The sequence below is a fragment of the Cytobacillus sp. FSL M8-0252 genome (assembly GCF_038007345.1).
GTDB classification, from domain to species: Bacteria; Bacillota; Bacilli; order Bacillales; family Cytobacillaceae; genus Cytobacillus; species Cytobacillus kochii.
Genome location: NZ_JBBOWZ010000001.1, coordinates 3,299,367 through 3,323,493, shown reverse-complemented (window position 1 = coordinate 3,323,493; position 24,127 = coordinate 3,299,367). Strand labels below are relative to the sequence as shown.

The following is a 24,127-nucleotide window of genomic DNA, read 5'->3' as shown; positions in this document are numbered from 1 at the left end:
ATGGATGAGCAGAATTCATTAGATTTATTTGCTGAACAAAAAACGTATGTAAAGGGCAAGCATCTTGTGACTATTTTCCATAATGAGAGTAATCTTTATACGGTTTTACGTATTCGGGTGCTAGAGACAAATGCACAATATGAAGAGAAAGAAGCGGTCATTACTGGCTACATACCGAAAATCCATGAAGAGGAGACCTATACATTTTTAGGGGAATGGAAGGAACATCCAAAGTTTGGGTTGCAATTCCATGTAGAGCAGTACAAGAAAGAAATGCCTCAAACAAAAGAAGGTGTCGTTAATTATTTATCAGGTGACCTCTTTAAAGGAATTGGTAAGAAAACGGCACAAAGTATCGTGGACGAGCTTGGAGAAAATGCGATCAATAGCATTTTAAATAATCCTTCATTATTAGATGGGATACCAAAATTAGCAAGTGAAAAAGCGAAAGTTTTATACGACACACTTGTGGAGAATCAAGGAATTGAACAAGTCATGATTCACCTCAATCAACTTGGTTTTGGTCCACAACTATCTATGAAGATTTTTCAAACATATAAAGATCAAGCAATAGATATTTTGCAAAAAAAACCTTATCAACTCGTAGAGGATATTGAAGGGATTGGCTTCCATCGGGCAGATGAGATTGGACAACAAGTGGGAATGTCAGGTAGTCATCCTGACCGTATTAAAGCAGCATGTTTGTATGTGCTTGATAGTGAAAGTGCACAGGCAGGTCACGTATATGCTGAAGCAGAAGAATTACTCCCTGCTGTCAAAAAACTATTAGAGGAAAAAGCGACTGAGGTAATCCCTTACGAGGCGATTAGTGAAGCAATCTTAAAGCTCGGAGAAGAGAGAAAAGTGATTGCAGAAGGACAGCAGTTATATTTACCTTCTCTTTTCTTTTCTGAAAAGGGAATCGTTACAAATATCAAACGTATACTCAATCAAACGGAATTTAATGAACAGTTTCCTGAATCGGAATTCCTCCTTGCTTTGGGACAATTAGAAGAGCGACTTTCGGTACAGTATGCGCCATCTCAAAAAGATGCCATTCAAAAAGCGTTAATGTCGCCAATGATGATCTTAACTGGTGGTCCAGGTACGGGCAAAACAACGGTTATTCAAGGAATTGTTGAATTGTATGGTGAATTACATGGCTGTAGTTTAAATCCGAAAGACTATAAAAAAGAAGAGCCTTTTCCTTTCTTATTAGCTGCACCTACTGGAAGAGCTTCGAAAAGAATGGCAGAATCTACAGGATTACCAGCTGTGACGATTCACAGATTGCTTGGTTGGAATGGAAGTGAGGGTTTTGACCATCATGAAGAAAACCCGCTTGAAGGGAAAATTCTTATTGTTGATGAAACTTCCATGGTTGATATATGGCTAGCCAATCAACTTTTTAAAGCGATCCCTGAAGAAATGCAAGTCATACTTGTTGGTGATGAAGATCAATTACCATCTGTGGGCCCAGGTCAAGTATTAAGAGATTTATTACTTTCTGAACGTATCCCTTCGGTTATGTTGACAGATATTTATAGGCAATCGGAAGGCTCGTCAATTATTGAGTTAGCACATGAAATGAAAAAGGGAAGATTGCCGCAAAATATTACTCAGCAACAAAAAGACCGTTCCTTTTTTCAATGCCAACCAGGTCAAATTGGCACGGTTATCGGGCAAGTAGTGCGAAATGCAAAGAAAAAGGGGTATTTAGCAAAGGATATTCAAGTACTTGCACCGATGTATCGTGGTCCTGCAGGTATTGATCGCCTTAATAAAATGATCCAAGAAATTTTCAACCCTAATGAAGATGGTAGTAGAAAGGAAATTGCTTTTGGTGATGTTGTCTATCGCATTGGAGACAAGGTGTTGCAATTAGTCAATCAACCTGAAAACCACGTTTATAACGGTGATATGGGTGAAATTATTTCCATATTTTATGCAAAAGAGAACACAGAGAAACAAGATATGGTTATTGTTTCTTTTGACGGAGTGGAAGCAACGTATACAAAACAGGATTTAAATCAAATCACTCATGCCTATTGTTGTTCCGTTCATAAGTCACAGGGCAGTGAGTTTCCGATTGTTATTGTTCCGGTCGTTAAAAGTTATTACCGGATGTTACGGAGGAATTTATTATATACTGCCATTACACGAAGCAAGCAGTTCCTTATATTATGCGGTGATGAAGAAGCGTTAAAAATGGGTATACAACGATTGGATGATCAATCGAGGCGATCTAACTTACGATTGAAGTTACAAGATGAAATCTTCGAAGGAGAGACCATTGAAGCTGTAGATGAATCATTAACATATGAAGATTATTTGATGAAAGTCGACCCGTTGATAGGAATGGAAAATATCACACCTTATGATTTTTTAGAGGCTGATTAGACTAAGATGAGAGATTTTTCTCATCTTATTTTTTTACCTATATACATAAAACAAATTGCCAACCTGGAAAAAGAATGACTCGCACCATCTTTGAACAAAATAACAATGTTCAAAGAAGGTGGGAGTAACTTTTGCGAACATTTTCCTTATTAAGAGGCTTGTCGGTAATCGTGTTGAATAACGGTAGGGCAATAGGTGAAGTGAATGATCTCTTCATCTCACCCGAAGGATTAGTGAAGGGACTATGGGTGAAGAACCACTCATTTATTCGTAAATCCTTTTTTCTAGATATTAAAGATGTGTACTCATTTGGTTGGGATGGTGTGATGATTGAGAGTTGTGATGTATTAACAGCTATACCAAAGCATAGTGATTTTACAATTGCTAGTGAAAATCGTCTGGCTGGCCGAATGATGATGACAAGAGAGGGCGATCGCCTAGGACTTCTTCAAGATGTATATTTCAATGAAGAATTGGGCACAATCGTAGGGTATGAACTATCAGATGGCTTCTTTTCTGATGTACTTGAAGGAAAGAAAGTAGTTAAAGCTAGTTGCGCACCAGCGATTGGAAAGGATGCCATTATTGTAAATGTAGAATAAGGTAGGTGTCCTTTCCATGATGCTTCAATGTCCTAATTGTCAAAGCAAAGATGTCGGTAAGATTGGCATAAATCAATATTACTGTTGGAATTGCTTTATCGAACTCTCATTGTCTAAAGGAATTATTCACACTCACCAAGTGGAAGAAGATGGGTCTTTAAGTTCTTTAGATGACTTATTTGATGAAGAAGAGCGTCGTTTTTCTTCATAAAAATTCTTATGAGAGGTGTCATATGATGAATAAAATGTTAACCTCAGCAGCTGTCATAGGCGCAGGTGTAGCTGCATATAGCTATATGCAGAAAAATAACATCGTCTCAAAAAGAGATATGAAAAAAATACAAAGAAAAGTAATGAAAATGTTTTAAATGTTTTGGCGTCCTCAATCAAATAGATTGGGGACGTTTTTTCGTATCTGTGCTATGTCAATAAATGAATCCATTCCGTCCCTTGTTTAACTTGTATGTATAATTCATATGCTCTCTTCTCAAGATAGTAAAGGGAGGCGTAGTGCATGGACGTTCGTATGAAATGGTTGTACCATTTAGGCTTTGTTTTGCTTGTTCTCATTTTACTTTATATCTTTTTTCAATTAAAAGAATTATGGCTCCCTCTTTTAAAATTACTGCTTGTTGTGCTGATTCCGTTTTTACTTGGGGCGTTTTTTACTTATCTCTTACACCCTATTGTTGAAAAGTTACATCAAACGGGTATGCACAGAGGATTAGCAGCTTTAGGAATTTATTTATTATTTTTTGGTGGTGTTGGCTACGGATTGTATAAAGGGATTCCGGCTTTTATTCATCAACTAAATGATTTAGTTGATCATGCGCCAGAGTTTGCCGAGCAATATCGCTCTTTTATTGCTTTGATTCAAGAACGCACATCTGAATGGCCAGAAACATTACAATTACGTGTAGAGGATGGGATTAACAATATTGAAGCAGCATTAGATAAATTATTAACAAAGGCAATTAATATATTGCTTGAGATTCTTAATTATGCTTTAATCATCGCTATTATCCCATTTATCTCCTTTTACCTTTTAAAAGATTATACGGATGTAAAAAAAGCAGTCTGGTACTTAACGCCAAGAAGATGGAGAAAAGAAGCTGTTTTGTTTATAAGAGATGTTGATAAGTCACTCGGAGGTTATATTCGTGGGCAGCTCCTTGTATGTTTAGTAATCGGGGTGATTTCAGCTACTTTATTTTGGGTGTTCGGTATGAAGTATCCATTGTTGCTTGGTTTTATCATTGCAATAACCAATATTATTCCGTATTTTGGTCCAATTATTGGTGCAGTCCCAGCGGTGATTATTGCAGCGACCCTGTCAGTCAAAATGGTGATTATCACATTAATTATTATAGTTGTATTGCAATTTGTGGAAGGGAATATATTATCTCCTTTAATTGTAGGGAAAAGCTTACATATGCACCCCCTCATTATTATGCTTTCATTACTAGCTGGTGGAGAAGCTGGCGGTATCATTGGTTTAATTATGGCTGTTCCGATTTTGGCAATCCTAAAAATTAGTCTTATACATGCACGTAAACTATTAATGAACCGACATAGGGCAGATAAGGTATAGTTTCAGCTGAATTTGTTGATACTGTTAGACATTGATATTGACAAAAGAGCAAAAATCTAGCTATAATTCGACTATATCTATTTAAATAATGTAAGATGTTGATGGAAGAAGTATGTTATAGTCCATTCGAAAGAGAGGAAATTCCATGGCTGAGAGAATTTCTCGATGAAGGATAACAGAAAGCTAATCCGGAGTGCAGTTAACTACTGCCGTTCACCGCGTTAAGGTGCTTTGAGAGGTGAGAGTTTTCTTTCACAATCAGGGTGGTACCGCGAGCTTAAGTCCTCGTCCCTGTATTGGGGATGAGGGCTTTTTTTTATGGTTACATAAATTTTTTAGGAGGTTTTTTTATGAAACATTTAACTGGTGCAGAAATTAGACAAATGTTTTTAGATTTTTTTAAAGAAAAAGGTCACGCAGTGGAACCAAGTGCTTCTTTAGTACCACATGAAGATCCGTCACTACTATGGATTAATAGTGGTGTAGCTACATTGAAGAAATATTTTGATGGTCGAGTGATTCCCGAAAATCCAAGGATCGTTAATGCACAAAAATCAATACGTACCAATGATATCGAAAATGTTGGGAAGACAGCACGTCACCATACATTCTTTGAAATGCTTGGGAATTTTTCTATCGGTGACTACTTTAAAGAAGAAGCGATTCTATATGCTTGGGAATTCTTGACGAGTCCAAAATGGATTGGTTTTGAAGAAGACAAATTATCTGTGACAATCCACCCTGAGGACGATGAAGCGTACAAATTATGGAGAGAAAAAGTAGGTGTACCAGAAGAACGAATTATTCGGTTGGAAGGGAATTTCTGGGATATTGGTGAAGGACCAAGTGGACCGAACACAGAAATTTTCTATGATAGGGGAGAAGAGTATGGTAACGATTTAAATGATCCTGAGCTCTATCCTGGGGGAGAGAACGAACGTTACTTGGAAGTATGGAACCTTGTATTTTCTGAGTTTAACCATAATCCAGATGGAACATATACTCCACTACCAAAGAAAAATATTGATACGGGCATGGGCTTAGAGCGTATGGCTTCAGTTGTGCAAAATGTAAAGACGAATTTTGACACAGATCTATTTATGCCAATCATTAAAGGAACAGAAGATATTTCTGCTGAGAAATATGGAAAAACTGCGGAACAAGATGTCGCATTTAAAGTGATTGCTGACCACATTCGTACAGTAGCATTTGCAATTGGTGATGGTGCTCTTCCATCAAATGAAGGTAGAGGATATGTTCTTAGACGATTATTACGTCGCGCGGTTCGTTATGCGAAACAAATCAATATTCATCGTCCGTTCATGTTTGAGTTAGTACCAGTGGTTGCAGAAATAATGGTTGATTATTATCCACAAGTAAAAGAAAAAACGGCTTTTATTCAAAAAGTCATTAAAAACGAAGAAGAACGCTTCCATGAAACGTTACACGAGGGTTTAGCTATTCTTTCAGAAGTAATGAAAAAAGAAAAAGCTAATGGACATACTGTAATCGATGGAAAAGATGTTTTCCGTCTTTATGATACGTATGGTTTCCCCGTTGAATTAACAGAGGAGTACGCAGAAGAAGAAGGGATGAGCATCGACCATGATGGCTTTGAAAAAGAGATGGAAAATCAGCGTGATCGCGCTCGAGCTGCTCGTCAAGATATAGATAGTATGCAAGTCCAGGATAGTGTCCTAGGTGAAATTACGGTAGACAGTAGGTTTGTTGGGTATGAACAATTGACGATTGATACTGAAGTAGCTGCAATTGTAAGTGGTGGCGAGCTAGTAGACCAAGCTGGTCAAGGCGAAGAGGTTCAATTAATATTGACAGCTACTCCTTTCTATGCTGAAAGTGGTGGGCAAATCGCTGATAAGGGAACTCTAACAGCAAGTGGCGTGAGGGTTGAAATAAAAGATGTGCAAAAAGCTCCAAATGGACAAAACCTCCATCGTGCAGTTGTCACAGAAGGAGAATTAAAAGCTCATTCATCGGTTAAAGCATCTGTAGATTATTTTAATCGTAATAAAATCGTAAAAAATCATACTGCGACACATCTTCTTCACCAAACATTGAAAGATGTATTAGGTACGCATGTAAATCAAGCAGGTTCTCTCGTTGAACCAGATCGACTAAGATTTGACTTTTCTCACTTTGGACAAGTAACAGGAGATGAGTTAGAGAAAATCGAAGCCATTGTTAACGAGAAAATTTGGAATAGCTTAAATGTGCAAATTGACCTGAAAGATATTGAAGAAGCAAAAGCAATGGGAGCAATGGCTTTATTTGGAGAAAAGTATGGGAAAATTGTACGAGTTGTTCAAATCGGTGATTATTCATTAGAACTTTGTGGTGGCTGTCATGTGGCAAATACTGCAGTCATTGGTTTGTTCAAAATCCAATCTGAAAGCGGGATTGGTGCAGGCACAAGAAGAATAGAAGCAGTCACAGGTGAAGGTGCTTATAAAATGATGACAGAGCAAATCTCTGTATTAAAAGAGGCTGGAGCTAAATTAAAATCAAATATAAAAGATGTACCAGTAAAAATTGACAGCTTACATGCAGAGATCAAGCAATTACAAAGAGAAAATGAATCATTAGCAACTAAATTGGGTAATATTGAAGCTGGAAGCTTGATTGACCAAGTGAAAGAAGTGAACGGTGTAAAAGTATTAGCTGCAAAAGTTCAGGCGACAGACATGAACCACTTGCGTAATATGGCAGATGAATTAAAACAAAAGCTTGCTTCAGCAGTGGTTGTACTAGGTAGTGCGAATGAAGGAAAAGTGAATTTAATTGCCGGTGTGACAGATGATTTGATTAAAAGTGGCTATCATGCGGGTAAATTAATTAAGGAAGTGGCTACTCGCTGTGGAGGCGGTGGCGGTGGACGTCCAGATATGGCGCAAGCCGGTGGAAAAGACCCAGCAAAATTAGAGGGAGCGTTACAATTTGTAGAGGAATGGGTAAAATCCGTTTGATTCCCGAATAGTTTAGTGTAAAATGTAGGTAAACAAAAGCGAATCATAAAAAGAAGAGGTTATATAACCTCTTCTTCATGAACTTGGTGTAGCTATCCATCCTTCTCTTTTTGAATAGGTAGCTTAATCGCTTAAGAACAGAATAGTGAGGTGTAGCAATTGAGCTCATTTGACAAAACGATGAGATTTAATTTTCCTGAGGAACCATTTGAACAAGATGTCAATAAAGTTTTGTTCCATGTTCACGATGCCCTGCAGGAAAAAGGGTATAATCCTATTAATCAAATTGTAGGTTACCTGCTTTCTGGAGATCCTGCCTACATACCCCGTCACAAAGATGCAAGGAATGTGATTCGCAAGTTAGAACGGGATGAAATTATTGAAGAACTTGTGAAGTCGTATTTAAAACAGCAACGAGAGGGATAATATGCGTACAATGGGATTAGATGTCGGCTCAAAAACGGTCGGCGTGGCTGTTAGTGATGGTCTTGGTTGGACAGCCCAAGGCATCGAAACAGTGAAAATAAATGAGGAACAGAATCAGTACGGATTTAAACGTATTGGTGAGCTGCTCAAAGAATATGAAGTAACAAAGGTTGTTGTTGGCATTCCTAAGAACATGAATGGTACAATAGGGCCTAGAGGTGAAGCGAGTCAGTTCTATGGTAATGAACTTAACAAACGTTTCGGTGTTGAGGTTATTTATTGGGACGAGCGTCTCACTACAATCGCTGCAGAGAGAGTCCTACTTGATGCAGATGTCAGTCGCAAAAAAAGGAAAAAAGTGATTGATAAAATGGCGGCAGTCATGATTTTACAAGGTTATTTAGATAGCCAGAATTAAGAGGTGAAAGAAATGGATCACGGAGAAAACAATATCACAGTAGTAGATGAGGAAGGTAACGAGCAGCTTTGCGAAGTGCTTTTTACTTTTGACTCTGAAGAATTTGGCAAATCTTATGTTCTTTATTATCCAATTGGTGCAGATGAGGATGAAGAAGAGGTTGAAATTCATGCATCTGCATTCGTTCCAAGTGAAGATAATACTGATGGTGAATTAATGCCAATTGAAACGGACGAAGAATGGGACCTTATCGAAGAGATGTTAAATACATTTTTAGAAAACGAAGAAGAATAAATTTGAAAAGACCCGCGTATTTAGTGGGTCTTTTTTTTATGTTCTATCATTCTTCGCAGGTGAACTTGCGACTAAGGCTAACCCAGAATTAATATCACACAACAAAAAAACATTAAGTAAAAAAAGACTTAGCAAAATATAACCTATCTCAAAAAAACCCTCCACTTTCAGCATTGCCCTCATTTCTATCTCATTCTCTATAAACTTAACTCATTCATTATTAAGGGAGAGGTATTATTGATTAACGCTTTCAGTATAACTGATTCGTTCTATAGTAGAAGAATTTTGTCTAAATATGCTATCCTATGACAGAAAGTATAGTATAATAATCCGAGATGTATGAGAGCTATTTTCCAGCTATTAATACAGTAGCAACATGAGGCGAAAAGGAAGTATGAATAGTAAGGGGAAATAGTTGCAAGGAGGTTTACCATGACAGATGATAAAAAAGGTAAGATGAAAAAACAGTTGATAGAGAGGCAAACAGAGGCGAAAGTTGTGCGTAAAATCGTGTTAATTGCAGCCATAATATTATTTGTAATCATAGGTGTTGGAGGGCTAGGTGGGTTCCTTTATGTGAATTCTGCTTTAAAACCTGTTAATCCAGATAACGACAAAGTCAAAAATGTCGAAATCCCTATAGGCTCATCCGTTTCAGGGATCGGACAAGTATTAGAAGAGAATGGGATAATAAAGGATGCTAGAGTATTCAAATACTATGTGAAGCTAAAGAATGAATCAGGCTTTATGGCAGGAACTTATGAACTGGCACCGGCGATGACTTTAGGTCAAGTCATATCAGAGCTGAAAACTGGAAATGTTGATCAAGAAGTCGTGTTTAAAGTCACACTTCCTGAAGGCAAGCAGTTGGAGCAAATTGCAGCAATTATAGCAGAAAAAGCAGGCATGGACGGAGACGAAGTCTTTGCAGAATTAAATGATAAAGCATTTGTACAGAAAATGCAGGAGAAATTTCCAAGTGTCATTACTGATGATGTTTTTGCGGAGAATATTAAATACCCTTTAGAGGGTTATCTATTCCCTGCCACATATGATTACTACAAAGAAGATGCAACGTTAGAAGAAATTGTAACACCAATGATTAAGAAGACAAGTGAAGTGCTTGCTCAGTACACAGATGCAATGGAGAACAAAGAGATGTCTGTCCATGAATTACTCACAATGGCTTCATTAATCGAAGAAGAGGCCACTGCACAAGTGGACCGCGATAAGATAGCCAGCGTTTTTTATAATCGTATGGATGAAGATATGCCTTTACAAACAGATCCCACCGTTTTATATGCACATGGTGAGCATAAGGAAAGGACATTGTATAAGCATTTAGAAATAGATGACCCATATAACACATATAAATACAATGGCCTAACACCTGGACCGATTGCTAATGCAGGTTCAACTTCTATTGAAGCTGCATTGAATCCTGAAGAAACGGATTATTTGTATTTCCTAGCTACACCAGAAGGAGAAGTTTTATTCTCTAAAACATTGGATGAACATAATGTGAAGAAAAATGAGCACATAACTAGTAATAATTAAAAAATAGAGGAAGCTAAAGAGGTGTGAATGATGTTAGATCATCATTTATGATAAAATCTCATAGCTTTCCTCTTTTTTATGTGGTAAAATAGCACAAGCATTTTATATATTTTTTTATGTGGCGTATCATGCAGATAGCGTAGATGGTCCAAGCTCTTGTTGACAATCTACTAATGTGAGCGCTTTTTTTCTTGCATATGCAAAGGATGGAAGTTAAATTAATAGAGGTGAAAGTAATTGCTAAATGATGAGCTAATTACATATATGCAAAAATTAATACCGGATCGTACAAACCTCTTCATGGAAATGGAAGAATACGCTAGGGAAAATCGTGTGCCAATCATGGAACTAGAAGGTATTGAAGCCATGTTACAGATTGTACGAATTCAACAACCAACAAAAATATTAGAGATTGGAACAGCAATCGGATATTCCGCTTTACGAATGGCTGAAGCTTGTCCATCTGCTCATATTGTTACATTGGAAAGAGATCAGGAGCGTTATGAAAAGGCAGAGAACTACTTTGCAAGAAGCGGCATGGCGAATCAAATCACTTTAATTAAAGGCGATGCATTAGAGCAAGAAGATGAGGTTCGAATATTAGGTGACTATGATATGATATTTATTGATGCAGCAAAAGGACAGTATAAGAAGTTTTTCGAGATGTATAGTCAATATTTAAATGATACAGGTGTAATTATTACCGATAACGTGTTATTTAAAGGCCTTGTTTATGAAAAAGCAGAGATAGAAAAAAAACGCATCCGCAACCTAGTGCAAAAAATTGACCAATTTAATGAATGGCTTATGAAAAATGATCGTTACCATACGGTGATTTTGCCTATTGGTGATGGTGTTGCGATTAGTAGAAAGAAATAAGTTTTGTTGTGATAAAGAATTATTACTAGTATAAGTACCATATGTTTGGCAATCATAGCAAAAAGGTGTATATTGTTAAACAGTAGCAAAAAAGCTACGATGTTAGGGAGATTGATAAAGATGAAGAGAAAACCGATTGTGATCGGTGTAGCTGGTGAATCAGGCTCTGGAAAGACAAGTGTAACGAAGGCGATTTATAATCAATTTCAAGGTCATTCTATTCTTATGTTAGAACAAGACTATTACTATAAAGATCAAGCACATCTACCGTTTGAAGAACGTTTGAAAACCAATTATGATCATCCACTTGCGTTTGACACAGATTTATTAATTGAGCATATCATCTCTTTAACGAATCACGAGGTCATCGAAAAGCCTGTATATGACTATTCTATTCATACGAGGTCAGATGATGTCATCGTTGTTGAACCAAAAGATGTGATTATCTTAGAGGGTATTCTTGTACTTGAAGATGAGCGTTTACGTGATTTAATGGATATGAAGCTGTTTGTCGATACGGATGCAGATCTAAGAATTATTAGAAGGCTTATGCGTGATATTAAGGAGCGAGGGCGTTCCATTGACTCAGTAATTGAGCAATATGTCAGTGTTGTTCGTCCAATGCATAATCAATTTATCGAACCGACTAAGAGATATGCCGATATTATCATTCCTGAAGGTGGACAAAATAAAGTGGCGATTGATTTAATGGTCACAAAAATTCAAACAATTCTTGAAGAAAAGTCTTTTTTATGACACAATAGCATAGAAAAATAATAAGGCTACAAACGTTTGCATAGATAGGCGCGTTCGATAAAGGACGCGCTGTAAATGCATTGTTTATAAAATTTATACATACTTTTGACCAATAATTGGTTATATATGGTAAAGGAGTGGGTGTTTTGAGTACAGAAAAAGTATTTCCAATGACACAAGAAGGTAAAACGAAATTAGAACAAGAACTAGAAAACCTAAAAACCGTTAAACGAAAAGAAGTGGTTGAACGTATAAAAATAGCTCGTAGTTTTGGTGACTTATCTGAGAACTCAGAATATGATTCTGCTAAAGAAGAACAAGCTTTTGTAGAAGGTCGTATTACGACTCTTGAAAACATGATTCGTAATGCTAAAATCATTACTGAGGATGAGATGAAAGGCGACGCAGTTAGCTTAGGCTCAACTGTTACTTTCGTAGAATTACCTGATGGTGAAGAAGAGACTTATTCTATCGTAGGTAGTGCAGAGGCAGATCCTTTTGAGGGCAAAATTTCCAATGATTCTCCGATTGCTAAAAGCCTTATTGGTAAAAAAGTAGGCGAAGAAGTGTCAGTGCAAACACCAGGTGGAGAAATGAGTGTTAAGATAACAAGTATTAACTAATAAAATTATTGTGTTTTAGCGTTTGAAATAGAAACACCTCGTCAACACTTTTGACGAGGTGTTTTTATGCAAAGAAAACGAGTCATTCTGTTTGTTTCTGTTATGATGATTATTTTATCAATACTTATTGTTAGACTGGCTCAAATACAGTTGTTTGAAACAAAGCATTTTACAAATAGAGACATTAACTTGATCAGTCAAAGTGTCGCACAACGCTCTAAGGAAATAGTTATAGATGCCGAGAGAGGGAATTTGCTTGATAGAGATGGCAAACAATTAACTGTAGCCTATAAAACGGTCTTAATCCTTTTTCCGTTCCTAAAAGATATAGAATGGGATGTCTCGAGTGTAGCTGAAATTCTTAAAGTTGATAATAGTCAACTCCGTCAAAAAGTTCAAGCAATAAAGGATCCTATTGTATATGGTGAGCGAGAACCTTTCATTTTGTCTAATGAACAAATGGAGGAGATTAATCAGTTGGAAATACCAGGTGTATTTGCAGCGAGAAAATCATACCCGATTTATGAGAGACCAGCAGAACAATTATTAGGGATTGCCAATAGGGATTTTTTACTAACCAAAAGATATCCTAATAAACACTTATCTAATATAACAAGACTAGGTGCAACTGGGATGGAAAAAAGCTTTGATGAACTTTTGTCTGGAGAAGGTGAAACAAAGCTCATTTATCATGTTGATGGAAAAGGAAGGCCTTTATTTGGCTCGAATGTAAAGTATGTTCACCCTGCGAGCCCTTTTTATCCATTGAATATTAGAACGACGCTTGATTTTGAATGGCAGCAACGAATGGAAATGCTAGTCGATAAAAACGAGGTTACCAAAGGGGGGATGGTGTTAATAGATATTGAGGATAATTCAGTTGTCGCGATGGTTTCTCGTCCGAAAGTGAACCCAGTCAACCCTTTCGCTCATGGCGAAGAAGGTACAAATAATTTTATGGTACAAAATCAAGTACTAGGGTCTATTTTTAAAACTGTTATCGCTGCAGCAGCGATAGATTATGGGCTAGATGCAAAAAGTCGTATGTTTGATTGTAATCGGTCAATCAATGGAGAAATCGATGAAAATTATCAATACGGCATGCTTAATTTTAAAGATAGTTTTGCGAGAAGTTGTAATTATACATTTGCAACGGTCGGCAAAGAGCTGATGTCTATAGAACCATTGGTGGTGGATAGCTATGCTAATAAATTAGGCCTATCGATAAAAGTAGGATGGCAAGGAGATTTCTATCATTTAAAAGGCTTTCAGCAATTGGCAGATGAAGAACAAGGCCAGGTCTTTAGTGATCCGCGAAATAGAAAAGATACAAATCTAATTGCTCTAACATCCATTGGTCAATTAGATGTCCGCAGTACACCGTTAGCTGTGGCGAATATGATGGCAACAATCGCAAGAGGTGGAGAAAAGCAGATGGTACGTGTCGCCTCACAACTAGAATATAAAAATGGGACGAAAGTAAAGAGCTTTCAGTCTAAAAAAATTGTTGGTAAAAATATTAAGCCATATACAGCCATATCATTACAAAAGCTTCTTCTTGAAGTTGTCAATCATGATTTGGGGACAGGTAGGCAACTACAAAATTTACCGTATCAAGTAGCAGGCAAATCTGGAACAGGGGAAACAGGGAAAAAAGTGAATGGGCAGCAACTAGAAAATAAATGGTTTGCTGGCTATTTTCCATATGATAACCCAAGATATGCACTAGTAACCGTCCGGTTAGATGCCAAAAGTACCGACCCATCACCACTTTCTTTATTCGCTGATATTGTGAAAGAAATACATAGATTAGATCATTCCACGTAATGGTTATCCCTTCAAGTTTTTTAAAAGACATGTTAAAATGTTTTCAGCTATGATATTTCTTTTTTAAATTAGGAGGTATTCCTTTGAATAATACTGATAATGGTTCATCCCGTTATGATAAAAGATCGAAAAGGAAAAAAACAAACATAATCTTAAATGGCTTAATTGGCGTCGTTATTCTGCTCATCATCGTTGTTGGTACGATTATTTTCTCCGGTGGAAAAGACGAGGATCAACCAGCGGATTCTGCTGCGAATGAAGAAGTAAATAATGAAGAAACTTCTAAAGAAAATAGCAGTGATGAGAAAGATGATGCAACAAATGAGGGAAGTCAAGAAGGTAACAGTGAGGAAGAAGAAAATAATGATAATGAAGAGAATAAAGATGAAGAAAGTAATGAAGAAGAAAACAATGAAGAAAAAGTAAAAGAGGAAGAGATTGTCACTGAAGGCGGCAGTAGTGCTGATGTAAATAGAACGGTAGAAAATCCGGCTTGGCAACCTGTAGGTACAGTACAAGACGACCATCCGACAGCTGTGTATGATCAGAGTCATGTGGATTGGGATGAAATGCTTCGTGCAATCACTTATGCTACTGGATTAGATCGTTCAGCTATGACTGTTTATTTCCTTGGTAATGACGGTGTAAATCGTTCTGTTGGTACAGTCGCTTCACCTAATAAAGATGAAATGTATCGTGTATATATTGAATGGGTAGACGGAAAAGGATGGAAACCAACGAAGGTAGAAGAATTAAATAGTATATAAGAAAAACTGGTTTTCCTAGCCAGAATGAAACGCGAACATTCATTTGTTCGCGTTTTTTTGCATCGAGAGTCAACATATGGCTGCATATTAGAAAGTGGTGAATTCTAAGTGTCCACTTGCCACAAAGGATCATTTGCTTCGCATGCAATTTTTATTCTACTTTTTCTTCAGTTTAAAATGAACAACAGCTGAATAGAACCTTTTGCCGTTTTCATCTATATGCATTTGGTGAGCGACATGATGAACTTCTAGCATAATGGCTTTATTTGTTTCAATTTGGTCATTTATTTTCTTTTCTAAATCGTCCAGCTTTGTTGCTTCGAAAAATTCTACTTTATCCTCAATAAAATCTAATTGAAAGTTCAAGTTAATCATCCCTTCATACGCTATCACTCCTAATTTTAAGTAAATTTCATTTTCTGTGCAATGAGAAAAGTGGATATTGATTTTTCTTGAAACTTAAGAAGGGGTGTGGTAGATTGGGAACATGTTACAAATTAATTCATAGTATACTCATAGGAATTATTGCTATTGTAATTACGTGCAGGAGGGTGCAAAATGGGGAAAGAGTTTATTGAATTATTCGAAGAGTGGGCTAAAACATATGATGATACAGTAACAGGCCATGATGAAGAATATAAGGATGTTTTCTTATACTATGATCAATTGCTACAAGAGGTGGCAGATAGAGCAACAGGTAATGTATTAGAATTTGGCCCAGGTACAGGCAATTTAACTGCAAAATTATTAAAACGTAATTTAACTGTTATCGGGATTGAACCGTCGAAATCAATGAGAGAGATTGCTATCAACAAGTTACAAGATAAAGCAAAAGTGCTCGATGGTGATTTCTTAAACTTTCAAATAGATGAAAACGTAGATACTATAGTAAGTTCTTATGCCTTTCACCATTTAACAGATGAAGAAAAGTCTTTGGCGATTGAACAGTATGGAAAGATGTTACCTTCAGGTGGTAAAATAGTGTTTGCGGATACAATGTATGAATCTGTAGATGCTTATCAAAAGGCTATTACTGATGCCACTGAAAAGGGTTATCATAATCTAGCTGAAGATTTAAAGCGAGAATACTATACGACAATCCCCGTATTAAGAGAGATTATGCGGGTGAATGGTTTTACAGTTTCATTTAATCGCTGCAATGATTTTGTTTGGATTATGGAAGGTGTCAAAGCTTAGAAAGAGGGAAAGTAATGAAAATAGCTATTATCGGAGCAATGGAAGAAGAAGTAACAATTTTAAGGGACCATATGGATGAGAAGCAACAGCAAGTGATTGCTGGCTGTGAATATACAGAAGGTAAAATGAACGGAGCAGACGTTGTTCTTCTTCGTTCTGGCATTGGTAAAGTGAGCGCAGCAATGTCCACTACCATTCTTTTGGAGAAGTTCAAGCCGGATTATGTTATCAATACAGGGTCTGCTGGAGGATTCAACCCTGAATTAAATGTAGGTGATGTCGTTATTTCATCTGAAGTTAGACATCATGATGTCGACGCAACTGTATTTGGTTATGAATATGGTCAAGTACCACAACAACCTCCTGCCTTTATTGCACATGAGGCGTTATTGGAAATTGCTGAAGAGAGTGGTAAAGAGTTAGAAGGTATAACAGTTATAAGAGGACTGATTGCGACTGGAGATTCATTTATTAGCAACCCAGCGCAAACGGCACTAATACAAGATAAATTCACGGCATTGCAAGCAGTAGAAATGGAAGCAGCAGCGATTGCGCAGGTTGCTCATGCCTTTGATACACCTTTTGTGATTATTCGCTCTTTATCTGATATTGCTGGTAAAGAATCTAATATTTCTTTTGATCAATTCCTAGAGAAAGCAGCACTACACTCTGCAAATCTTGTTATGAAAATAGTAGAAGGAATCAAAAGTAAATAATCAACAAAGGACGGGAAGTTATGAAGGTTTACCGAAGCATTCATGAATTAATTGGACAAACGCCAATGGTAGAAATTTCGCAGTTTGACTTACCAGAAGGTGTGCGTTTATTTGCTAAGTTAGAATACATGAACCCCGGTGGCAGTGTAAAAGACCGCCTAGGACAAGAATTATTAAGAAACGCCTTTGAAAGTGGTAAGTTAAAAAAAGGTGGAACAGTTATTGAGCCTACAGCAGGCAATACAGGTATAGGTCTAGCGCTAGCAGCATTAAAAGAAGATGTGAATGTGATTGTTTGTGTACCTGAGAAGTTTAGTATTGAAAAGCAAGATCTGATGAGAGCTTTAGGAGCTACAGTCGTTCAAACACCTACAGAAGAAGGCATGAAAGGTGCCATTGCCAAAGCAGAAGTGCTTTTAAAGGAAATCCCTAATGCATTTTGTCCACAGCAATTTGCAAACCCGGCTAACCCGGATACTTATTACCGAACTTTAGGCCCTGAAATATGGGATGATCTTGATGGGAATGTTGATATATTTGTAGCCGGTGCAGGTACAGGTGGCACATTTATGGGCACTGCTCGTTATTTGAAAGAAAAAAGAGAACAAATAAAAACCGTCATTGTTGAGCCAGAAGGCTCCATCTTAAATGGTGGCGAATCTGGTCCGCATAAAACAGAGGGAATCGGTATGGAATTTTTACCAGATTATATGGATACCACTTATTTTAATAGCATTCATACAATAAGTGATGAGAACGCTTTTAATAGAGTAAAGCAATTAGCTGAAAAAGAAGGAATGCTTGTCGGTAGTTCATCTGGTTCAGCTTTGCATGCAGCATTATTAGAAGCAGAACAAGCTCCAGCAGGTACGAATATTGTGGTGATTTTTCCAGATGGCAGTGAGCGTTATTTAAGTAAAAAGATTTATGAAGGAGGTATTTGATATGAAAAGAAAAACAAAATTAATTCATGGCGGAATTGCTGGTGATCCAACAACAGGTGCAGTATCTGTACCTATCTATCAAGTAAGTACTTATAAACAAGACGGAGTAGGTAATCATAAAGGCTTTGAGTATTCACGTACAGGTAACCCAACAAGACATGCATTAGAAGAGCTTATTAAAGATTTAGAAGCTGGGCATGCAGGCTTTGCTTTTGGCTCAGGGATGGCAGCAATCACTGCTACTGTGATGCTTTTTGATAGTGGGGATCATATCATCCTCACTGATGATGTATACGGGGGAACTTATCGTGTGATTACGAAAGTGCTTAATCGATTCGGTATTGAAGCGACATTTGTTGATACAAGTAACTTAAACAATATCACAGCTGCCATAAAGCCAAATACAAAGGCTGTATATATTGAAACACCAACAAATCCACTTCTAAAAATCACGGATATTGAAGCAGCAGCAAAATTAGCTAAAGAAAATAATCTCTTAACAATTGTTGATAATACATTTTCAACACCATATTGGCAAACTCCAATTGAGTTAGGTGCAGATATCGTGCTTCACAGCGCGACGAAGTACTTAGGTGGACATAGCGATGTTGTTGCAGGGTTAGTGGTTGTAAATAGTGAGAAGCTCGCAGAAGAACTACACTTTGTTCAAAATTCAACCGGTGGAGTGTTAGGGCCTCAAGATTCATGGTTGCTAATGAGAGGGATTAAAACATTAGGAATCAGAATGGAGGAAACGGAAAGTAACACAAAGGCGATTGTCGAGTTTCTTATACAGCATCCTGCAGTATCAAAAGTGTATTATCCTGGGGTTGAGTCTCATCCAAATCACGACATCGCCAAGAAACAGGCTGATGGTTTTGGAGGAATGGTTTCTTTTGATGTTGGCAGTGAAGAGAATGCTGATAAGCTACTTGAAAATGTGAGATACTTTACTCTTGCAGAAAGCCTCGGTGCTGTTGAAAGCTTAATCTCCGTTCCAGCAAGAATGACTCATGCATCTATACCGAAAGAACGTCGAGATGAACTAGGTATCACAGACGGACTTGTAAGAATTTCTGTTGGTTTAGAGGATGTTGAGGATTTAATTGAAGATTTAAAGTTAGCTTTAGAAAAGTAAAGTTGAGGCTCACCTAAGGGGTGGGCTTTTTTCTGTTCTCAAAGAAAGGTAGGGCGTTCTAGGGAGAAAAATAATTATTTTCGCCCTTTTTAAAATTTTTTGCAAAAAGCCGTTTACAAATGGCTATTTCTTGGATATACTTACCAATGTAAGCGAAAATATTCTAAAGAAAAAGGAGGTCGGAAACAATGAAAAACTTATGCAATTTAACTACAGCAGTAAATGAAACTCAAATACAAATCAATTTCGACCTATTTGGAATGGATCGCTTCATTTAATTTTTTGTCTATCCATGCTGCAGGGAGGAATTGTCATCTCCTGCGGCATTTTTATGTTTATTTCTTAATGCCGTAAGGGGGTGAGTGCCCCTTTGCGGCATTTTTGTGTGCATTTTTTGGATAGATAAAGAGAGGAGGTGCTGCAGGATGACATTAAATCTAATTTTTCTAACGGTGACAATTAAAGCTAGAAAACGCTCGGTTGAAGAACGTATGCATGATGAATATGTAAACCGTCTTCTTGAAGACCATAAAGCACGACAAGAAGAAATCTATCGCAATTTTTACTAAGGATAAAGGAAATAAAGAAAGGTGGAGGAGATCATGATGTTTTTATTACAAGGAAGAAAGGTTTATTTCTGGGTTGAGAAGGACTCAACCTAACGTAGTTTTGTAGGGGGAGAGTATGTGGCGATAAAAATAACTCTATTCACAGTTTATTTTACAAAAAAATATAGAAATCAAAAGTGAAAAATATAAAGACAGAATTGATGGGACCTCTAGCTTTTAGATGTCCCATCATGATTTTATTTATCAGGTCGTTTCCATAAAAACATAATTAAAAATAAACCAATGACAAAAATGACAACTGGTTTCCAAGAAAAGCCTTCAAATATAATTTCAGCAATACTAACCATGGCGATGATAAGAAAAACAATCCCTAATACTAAACGATTCACTCCCAAACTAGCGTTCCCACTTTCTATCCATTTCTTATATCTCCATATTAACTGATTGGCATACACCTCGTCCAATTCCACTAAACAATAAACACTGTAATTGAAAATTAATACGCTAGGACAGACAATAACAGCTTTTCCACTACATAGAAATGGTTAATAGGCGAAAAGTTCAAACTAGCGGGGGTGGCTCTATGTCTGGAATTATGACAGCACTTGGATTTTTAGTTAAAGAAATTGTTTTTCTTGTCTCATATGTGAAGAATAATGCTTTTCCTCAGCCTTTATCTTCAAGTGACGAAAAAAAATACTTAAGGCAAATGGCAGAAGGGGATTCACACGCACGCAATATGCTAATTGAGCATAATCTTCGACTTGTCGCACATATTGTAAAAAAATTCGAGAACACAGGAGAAGATGCTGAGGATCTTATCTCTATCGGTACAATAGGGTTAATTAAAGCGATTGAAAGCTATTCTGAAGGCAAAGGAACAAAGCTTGCTACTTATGCCGCAAGATGTATAGAAAACGAAATTCTCATGCATTTGAGAGCATTAAAGAAGACAAAGAAGGATGTCTCTCTTCATGATCCAATCGGGCAGGATAAAGAAGGCAATGAAATTTCGTTGATTGATGTGCTAAAGTCAGAATCAGAAGATGTGATTAATACGATTCAACTAAATATGGAACTTGAGAAGGTGCGAGAATACATTGATGTATTGGACGAAAGAGAGAAAGAAGTGATTGTGGGACGGTTTGGGTTGGATTTAAAGAAGGAAAAGACGCAAAGAGAGATAGCAAAAGAATTAGGTATTTCACGGAGCTATGTTTCGCGTATTGAAAAACGAGCATTAATGAAAATGTTTCATGAGTTTTATCGAGCGGAAAAAGAGAAGAAGAAGAATTAAGAATACCGTATGTATTTACCACAGTTTCCATGCTGTGGTTTCTTTGTAGTATAGAAAAATGACTGCAATGTAAGGTAAGAGCTATGTAAAAGATAGTATTGAAATGAACGAGCTTTATGAAGAAAAGGGTCGTTTAATCATTGACACAATAAATTTAAACCAAGTACTTTTAATTACTAGTATAATATGAATTTGAGATGTGTGAATATTATCGATTGCCCACATAAAAGCGGATTTCTAATGATTGATTTCCGCATATAACTTGCCTAATGCAAGTGAGTAAAGGAAGTCGAGAGTATCCCAAAATGAAGAAACACTGTAACCTGTGTGATTATCAAGGGAACCCCGCATCGATTGGATTATTTTATGAATGTTCAACTCAACATAAAGCTTTATTTAATGTTGACTGCGCACTTATTTCCGTTTTTTCCTCAGAATGCTGTAAACGGCAATAACGGCGCGTTCAAGACCTCAAATGAGAGCTGCACAGACTGGATTTTCTCAACATGCATAAAACTTTTCCTTATAAAGAGAGAGACAATTTACCAATGAATCAGTATCTTATACCTACAGTGATAAGATTGTAGTGAAATAGATCATATGGTTGACGATGATAATCATTATCGATTAAAATGAAGTTATATCATTAAATATAGAGGTGGATTTAAATATGTTCGTTCAAATGAAAAAATTTACTGTAACTGAAGGTAATGCCCATCACCTTGTGGAAAAATTCAGCCAAAAAGGCATTATTGATGAACAACCAGGGATTATTGACATCACAGTTATGGTAAAAAAAGTACGTAGAGGAAATGAAGAAGTTATATTGCAAATTCGTTGGGAATCGGAACAGGATTGGAAGAACTGGGAGAAAAGCGAAGCACACATTGCTGGACATAAAGCAAGTAGAGGAAAACCAAAGCCTGAATTTATTCTAGAAACTGAAGGCAGTCTATATCATGTTGAAACAATTAAAACACCTGCAATCGAAGCAAAATAACCTTCTACATTTTGCATAGTCAAGTAAAAATAAACGGAAAAACACTAGGATACGCTCCCTTATAGGTAGACAAGTAATAAGCTTGGTACTTATAAGGGAGTATTTTTATGCCATATAAACCGTTCCAAAAAGTATTAATAATCTGAAACCTCTGATAGTATTTAAATATTAGAAGGGAGAGATTAGAATGACTCATACAACTTATACTGAGGTTTGGGATTTAGAAAGCTTTTTTGAAGGAGGTAGTCAATCACAATCGTTTCAAAATTATCTAGAGCAAATAGATATCTTGATGGAAGAATTCGCTTCACTGGCTAACGATATGCAAATAACAGAAAATGAAGAACATACTATAAATAGTATAGGACAAGTTTTAAGGTCATCTGAAGAAGTATTTAAAAAGCTCATGCAGGCAAGCGCCTTCGTCAGTTGTTTAAAAGCTGAGAATACGGTAGATCCTTTGGTTGAACGGTTACAAATGCAAGTCATGCAACAATCATCCACTTTTTCGACAGTGCTATTAACCTTTCAAAATAAATTGGCACTTATAGGTAATGATGAATGGAAGCAATATGTAAGTAGTAAAACTCTTACTCCGGTAGCTTTTGTTTTAGACGAATGGCGACAGATGGCTCAGGAAAAATTATCAATCCAAGAAGAAGATTTAATTCAATCATTAAGTATGGATGGATTTCACAGTTGGGGAGAGTTATATCATACAACTGTTAGTATGATTGCTATTCCATATGAAGATGAGAATGGCCAAACAACATTATCTGTAGGACAAGCGAATAATATAATGGGACAGTCAAATGCAGCATTAAGAGAAAAGGTCTTTAATCAAATGGAACAGGCATGGGAGGAGAAATCTCCTATCTTTGCAAAAGCATTAAATCACATAGCAGGGTATCGATTAATGGCAAATAAGAAAAGAGGTTGGAATAGCCCTTTAAAAGAGCCGCTTCTTAATAACCGAATGAAAGAAGAAACCTTACATAGTATGTGGGCAGCGGTAGAGAAATATAAAGAACCAGTTACGCGTTATTTAGAAAGAAAGGCAAAATTACTTGGGGTAAATAAATTAAGCTGGTTTGATTTAGATGCACCGATCGGTAAAGTAGATACAAAGAAAGATTTCACAGCGGGCGCGAAGTTTATCATTGAACAATTTGGTACATTTAGTCCTTTAATGAAAACATTTGCAGTACAAGCTTTTGAAGGCCGTTGGATTGAGGCTGAGAATCGTCCGAATAAGCGTCCAGGAGGATTTCACACATATTTTGCCGACAGTGGGGAGTCACGGATTTTTATGACATATTCTGGGACACCTAGTAATGTTTCTACACTTGCGCATGAGCTTGGACATGGATTTCACAGTTTTGTAATGAAAGACATCCCTTTCTTTAATCGAAAATATGCCATGAATGTAGCAGAAACAGCATCGACTTTTGCGGAGCTAATTGTCGCTGATGCTTCAGTAAGGCAGGCGGAAACAAAAATGGAAAAAGTGATTCTTCTGGATGATAAAATTAGTCGGACTGTTACGATGTTTATGAATATACATGCACGTTATTTGTTTGAAACCGCTTTTTATGAAGAAAGAAAAAAAGGTACAGTCACACGAGAGCGATTAAATGAATTGATGACAAGTGCGCAAAAACAAGCATATGGTCATTCGTTAGAACATTATCATCCGTATTTTTGGGCTTCCAAATTGCATTTTTATAATACCCATACACCTTTTTATCAATTCCCTTACACATTTGGCTATCTTTTCTCATTGGGTATCTATAAACAAGCACAAGAAGTAGGCCCAAGTTATGAAAAGAAATACGTAAATTTATTAAAAGATACTGGTTCTATGACCGTTGAATCTCTTGCGATGAAGCATCTAAATGAGGATTTAACAAAACCTGACTTTTGGGAAAACGCTGCGAGCCTTTGTATAAAGGATATTGAGGAGTTTATGCAGTTGACTACTTCATTATAAAAGAAAGAATAGAGGCTAGGGATAGTATGACCAATTAATATACGATTTTTGCTTAGCCTCTATCAAAAGATGAATCTTCACTATCTTCGAAAATCTCTAGAATGATGCCTTCTATCTATGTAAATCATCTCAAGTTTACAACATATTCATTC

The 24,127-nt window shown here is 36.8% G+C and carries 25 protein-coding genes and 1 other annotated feature; of the genes, 23 read left to right on the top strand and 2 right to left on the bottom strand.

Annotated features, from left to right (window positions below):
* The 15 genes from recD2 to MKX83_RS16665 all read left to right on the top strand — a co-directional run bounded on the left by recD2 (position 1) and on the right by MKX83_RS16665 (position 15,124).
* Positions 1 to 2,400 carry an SF1B family DNA helicase RecD2 gene (gene recD2 / locus MKX83_RS16735; RefSeq protein ID WP_095372465.1) on the top strand — a complete coding sequence of 800 codons (2,400 nt, stop codon included), beginning with the start codon at positions 1 to 3 and terminating at the stop codon, positions 2,398 to 2,400.
* A 131-nt stretch (positions 2,401 to 2,531) separates the two neighbouring features.
* The gene (locus tag MKX83_RS16730) at positions 2,532 to 3,002 is read left to right on the top strand and encodes a PRC-barrel domain-containing protein (RefSeq protein WP_095372466.1); all 471 of its coding nucleotides are present in this window, start codon (positions 2,532 to 2,534) and stop codon (positions 3,000 to 3,002) included.
* A gap of 19 nt (positions 3,003 to 3,021) precedes the next feature.
* The gene (locus tag MKX83_RS16725) at positions 3,022 to 3,213 is read left to right on the top strand and encodes a hypothetical protein (protein WP_095373640.1); all 192 of its coding nucleotides are present in this window, start codon (positions 3,022 to 3,024) and stop codon (positions 3,211 to 3,213) included.
* A gap of 25 nt (positions 3,214 to 3,238) precedes the next feature.
* Positions 3,239 to 3,370 (top strand): DUF3918 family protein, encoded by a 132-nt coding sequence (locus MKX83_RS16720; protein ID WP_095372467.1) that lies wholly within the window; start codon positions 3,239 to 3,241, stop codon positions 3,368 to 3,370.
* 146 nt (positions 3,371 to 3,516) lie between these two features.
* Complete coding sequence (locus MKX83_RS16715) at positions 3,517 to 4,593, top strand: AI-2E family transporter (RefSeq protein ID WP_095372468.1); 1,077 nt, start codon at positions 3,517 to 3,519, stop codon at positions 4,591 to 4,593.
* Positions 4,594 to 4,682: 89 nt separating this feature from the next.
* Positions 4,683 to 4,889 (top strand) — a binding site (T-box leader).
* A 54-nt stretch (positions 4,890 to 4,943) separates the two neighbouring features.
* Entirely contained in the window at positions 4,944 to 7,577 is a 2,634-nt protein-coding gene (alaS, locus tag MKX83_RS16710) for an alanine--tRNA ligase (protein WP_095372469.1), read from the top strand.
* Between the two features lie 159 nt (positions 7,578 to 7,736).
* The gene (locus MKX83_RS16705) at positions 7,737 to 8,003 is read left to right on the top strand and encodes an IreB family regulatory phosphoprotein (protein WP_095372470.1); all 267 of its coding nucleotides are present in this window, start codon (positions 7,737 to 7,739) and stop codon (positions 8,001 to 8,003) included.
* 1 nt (position 8,004) lies between these two features.
* Complete coding sequence (gene ruvX, locus MKX83_RS16700) at positions 8,005 to 8,421, top strand: Holliday junction resolvase RuvX (RefSeq protein WP_095372471.1); 417 nt, start codon at positions 8,005 to 8,007, stop codon at positions 8,419 to 8,421.
* 12 nt (positions 8,422 to 8,433) lie between these two features.
* Positions 8,434 to 8,715: a DUF1292 domain-containing protein gene (locus tag MKX83_RS16695; RefSeq protein WP_095372472.1), complete on the top strand. Its 282-nt coding sequence runs from the start codon at positions 8,434 to 8,436 to the stop codon at positions 8,713 to 8,715.
* 432 nt (positions 8,716 to 9,147) lie between these two features.
* Positions 9,148 to 10,272: an endolytic transglycosylase MltG gene (gene mltG / locus MKX83_RS16690; protein ID WP_095372473.1), complete on the top strand. Its 1,125-nt coding sequence runs from the start codon at positions 9,148 to 9,150 to the stop codon at positions 10,270 to 10,272.
* 237 nt (positions 10,273 to 10,509) lie between these two features.
* A complete protein-coding gene (locus MKX83_RS16685; protein WP_095372474.1) occupies positions 10,510 to 11,151 on the top strand; it encodes an O-methyltransferase in 642 nt (213 codons plus the stop codon).
* 120 nt (positions 11,152 to 11,271) lie between these two features.
* On the top strand, positions 11,272 to 11,907 hold the full coding sequence (udk, locus tag MKX83_RS16680; RefSeq protein ID WP_341056589.1) for a uridine kinase: 636 nt from the start codon (positions 11,272 to 11,274) through the stop codon (positions 11,905 to 11,907).
* 146 nt (positions 11,908 to 12,053) lie between these two features.
* Positions 12,054 to 12,530, top strand: a complete 477-nt coding sequence (greA, locus tag MKX83_RS16675) for a transcription elongation factor GreA (RefSeq protein ID WP_095372476.1) — start codon at positions 12,054 to 12,056, stop codon at positions 12,528 to 12,530.
* Between the two features lie 66 nt (positions 12,531 to 12,596).
* On the top strand, positions 12,597 to 14,357 hold the full coding sequence (locus tag MKX83_RS16670) for a peptidoglycan D,D-transpeptidase FtsI family protein (RefSeq protein WP_307312816.1): 1,761 nt from the start codon (positions 12,597 to 12,599) through the stop codon (positions 14,355 to 14,357).
* Between the two features lie 83 nt (positions 14,358 to 14,440).
* Positions 14,441 to 15,124, top strand: coding sequence for a DUF1510 family protein (locus MKX83_RS16665; protein ID WP_307312818.1), 684 nt, complete (start codon positions 14,441 to 14,443; stop codon positions 15,122 to 15,124).
* Between the two features lie 156 nt (positions 15,125 to 15,280).
* Here the strand turns inward: MKX83_RS16665 and MKX83_RS16660 are convergent, their stop codons facing one another.
* The gene (locus MKX83_RS16660; RefSeq protein ID WP_322909612.1) at positions 15,281 to 15,499 is read right to left on the bottom strand and encodes a DUF2536 family protein; all 219 of its coding nucleotides are present in this window, start codon (positions 15,497 to 15,499) and stop codon (positions 15,281 to 15,283) included.
* 183 nt (positions 15,500 to 15,682) lie between these two features.
* On the opposite strand from MKX83_RS16660, the gene MKX83_RS16655 reads away from it, so the two are divergent.
* The 5 genes from MKX83_RS16655 (at position 15,683) to MKX83_RS16635 (ending at position 19,688) form a co-directional block, all read left to right on the top strand.
* Complete coding sequence (locus tag MKX83_RS16655) at positions 15,683 to 16,321, top strand: class I SAM-dependent methyltransferase (protein ID WP_095372479.1); 639 nt, start codon at positions 15,683 to 15,685, stop codon at positions 16,319 to 16,321.
* Between the two features lie 14 nt (positions 16,322 to 16,335).
* Positions 16,336 to 17,037, top strand: a complete 702-nt coding sequence (gene mtnN / locus MKX83_RS16650; RefSeq protein WP_095372480.1) for a 5'-methylthioadenosine/S-adenosylhomocysteine nucleosidase — start codon at positions 16,336 to 16,338, stop codon at positions 17,035 to 17,037.
* Positions 17,038 to 17,057: 20 nt separating this feature from the next.
* Positions 17,058 to 17,981 (top strand): PLP-dependent cysteine synthase family protein, encoded by a 924-nt coding sequence (locus MKX83_RS16645; RefSeq protein ID WP_095372481.1) that lies wholly within the window; start codon positions 17,058 to 17,060, stop codon positions 17,979 to 17,981.
* A 1-nt stretch (position 17,982) separates the two neighbouring features.
* Positions 17,983 to 19,119 (top strand): bifunctional cystathionine gamma-lyase/homocysteine desulfhydrase, encoded by a 1,137-nt coding sequence (locus tag MKX83_RS16640; protein ID WP_095372482.1) that lies wholly within the window; start codon positions 17,983 to 17,985, stop codon positions 19,117 to 19,119.
* A gap of 425 nt (positions 19,120 to 19,544) precedes the next feature.
* On the top strand, positions 19,545 to 19,688 hold the full coding sequence (locus MKX83_RS16635; protein WP_095372483.1) for a YrzI family small protein: 144 nt from the start codon (positions 19,545 to 19,547) through the stop codon (positions 19,686 to 19,688).
* Positions 19,689 to 19,924: 236 nt separating this feature from the next.
* Here MKX83_RS16635 and MKX83_RS16630 read toward each other — a convergent pair whose 3' ends face one another.
* Positions 19,925 to 20,158 (bottom strand): hypothetical protein, encoded by a 234-nt coding sequence (locus MKX83_RS16630; RefSeq protein WP_341056587.1) that lies wholly within the window; start codon positions 20,156 to 20,158, stop codon positions 19,925 to 19,927.
* Between the two features lie 113 nt (positions 20,159 to 20,271).
* Between MKX83_RS16630 and sigK the strand changes: the two genes are divergently transcribed.
* From sigK to MKX83_RS16615, 3 genes are all read left to right on the top strand, one after another.
* The gene (gene sigK, locus MKX83_RS16625; RefSeq protein WP_095372484.1) at positions 20,272 to 20,985 is read left to right on the top strand and encodes an RNA polymerase sporulation sigma factor SigK; all 714 of its coding nucleotides are present in this window, start codon (positions 20,272 to 20,274) and stop codon (positions 20,983 to 20,985) included.
* A 670-nt stretch (positions 20,986 to 21,655) separates the two neighbouring features.
* Positions 21,656 to 21,985 (top strand): antibiotic biosynthesis monooxygenase, encoded by a 330-nt coding sequence (locus MKX83_RS16620; protein WP_307312826.1) that lies wholly within the window; start codon positions 21,656 to 21,658, stop codon positions 21,983 to 21,985.
* Between the two features lie 187 nt (positions 21,986 to 22,172).
* Positions 22,173 to 23,975 (top strand): M3 family oligoendopeptidase, encoded by a 1,803-nt coding sequence (locus tag MKX83_RS16615; protein WP_341056586.1) that lies wholly within the window; start codon positions 22,173 to 22,175, stop codon positions 23,973 to 23,975.
* Positions 23,976 to 24,127: the final 152 nt, after the last annotated feature.

Bases quoted from the DNA above. Each gene is read 5' to 3' on its own strand.
- recD2 (WP_095372465.1), top strand. From the start codon at position 1: ATGGATGAGCAGAATTCATTAGATTTATTTGCTGAACAAAAAACGTAT.
- MKX83_RS16725 (WP_095373640.1), top strand. From the start codon at position 3,022: ATGCTTCAATGTCCTAATTGTCAAAGCAAAGATGTCGGTAAGATTGGC.
- MKX83_RS16720 (WP_095372467.1), top strand. From the start codon at position 3,239: ATGAATAAAATGTTAACCTCAGCAGCTGTCATAGGCGCAGGTGTAGCT.
- MKX83_RS16715 (WP_095372468.1), top strand. From the start codon at position 3,517: ATGGACGTTCGTATGAAATGGTTGTACCATTTAGGCTTTGTTTTGCTT.
- alaS (WP_095372469.1), top strand. From the start codon at position 4,944: ATGAAACATTTAACTGGTGCAGAAATTAGACAAATGTTTTTAGATTTT.
- ruvX (WP_095372471.1), top strand. From the start codon at position 8,005: ATGCGTACAATGGGATTAGATGTCGGCTCAAAAACGGTCGGCGTGGCT.
- MKX83_RS16695 (WP_095372472.1), top strand. From the start codon at position 8,434: ATGGATCACGGAGAAAACAATATCACAGTAGTAGATGAGGAAGGTAAC.
- mltG (WP_095372473.1), top strand. From the start codon at position 9,148: ATGACAGATGATAAAAAAGGTAAGATGAAAAAACAGTTGATAGAGAGG.
- udk (WP_341056589.1), top strand. From the start codon at position 11,272: ATGAAGAGAAAACCGATTGTGATCGGTGTAGCTGGTGAATCAGGCTCT.
- MKX83_RS16670 (WP_307312816.1), top strand. From the start codon at position 12,597: ATGCAAAGAAAACGAGTCATTCTGTTTGTTTCTGTTATGATGATTATT.
- MKX83_RS16660 (WP_322909612.1), bottom strand. From the start codon at position 15,499: ATGATTAACTTGAACTTTCAATTAGATTTTATTGAGGATAAAGTAGAA.
- MKX83_RS16655 (WP_095372479.1), top strand. From the start codon at position 15,683: ATGGGGAAAGAGTTTATTGAATTATTCGAAGAGTGGGCTAAAACATAT.
- mtnN (WP_095372480.1), top strand. From the start codon at position 16,336: ATGAAAATAGCTATTATCGGAGCAATGGAAGAAGAAGTAACAATTTTA.
- MKX83_RS16645 (WP_095372481.1), top strand. From the start codon at position 17,058: ATGAAGGTTTACCGAAGCATTCATGAATTAATTGGACAAACGCCAATG.
- MKX83_RS16640 (WP_095372482.1), top strand. From the start codon at position 17,983: ATGAAAAGAAAAACAAAATTAATTCATGGCGGAATTGCTGGTGATCCA.
- MKX83_RS16635 (WP_095372483.1), top strand. From the start codon at position 19,545: ATGACATTAAATCTAATTTTTCTAACGGTGACAATTAAAGCTAGAAAA.
- sigK (WP_095372484.1), top strand. From the start codon at position 20,272: ATGTCTGGAATTATGACAGCACTTGGATTTTTAGTTAAAGAAATTGTT.
- MKX83_RS16620 (WP_307312826.1), top strand. From the start codon at position 21,656: ATGTTCGTTCAAATGAAAAAATTTACTGTAACTGAAGGTAATGCCCAT.
- MKX83_RS16615 (WP_341056586.1), top strand. From the start codon at position 22,173: ATGACTCATACAACTTATACTGAGGTTTGGGATTTAGAAAGCTTTTTT.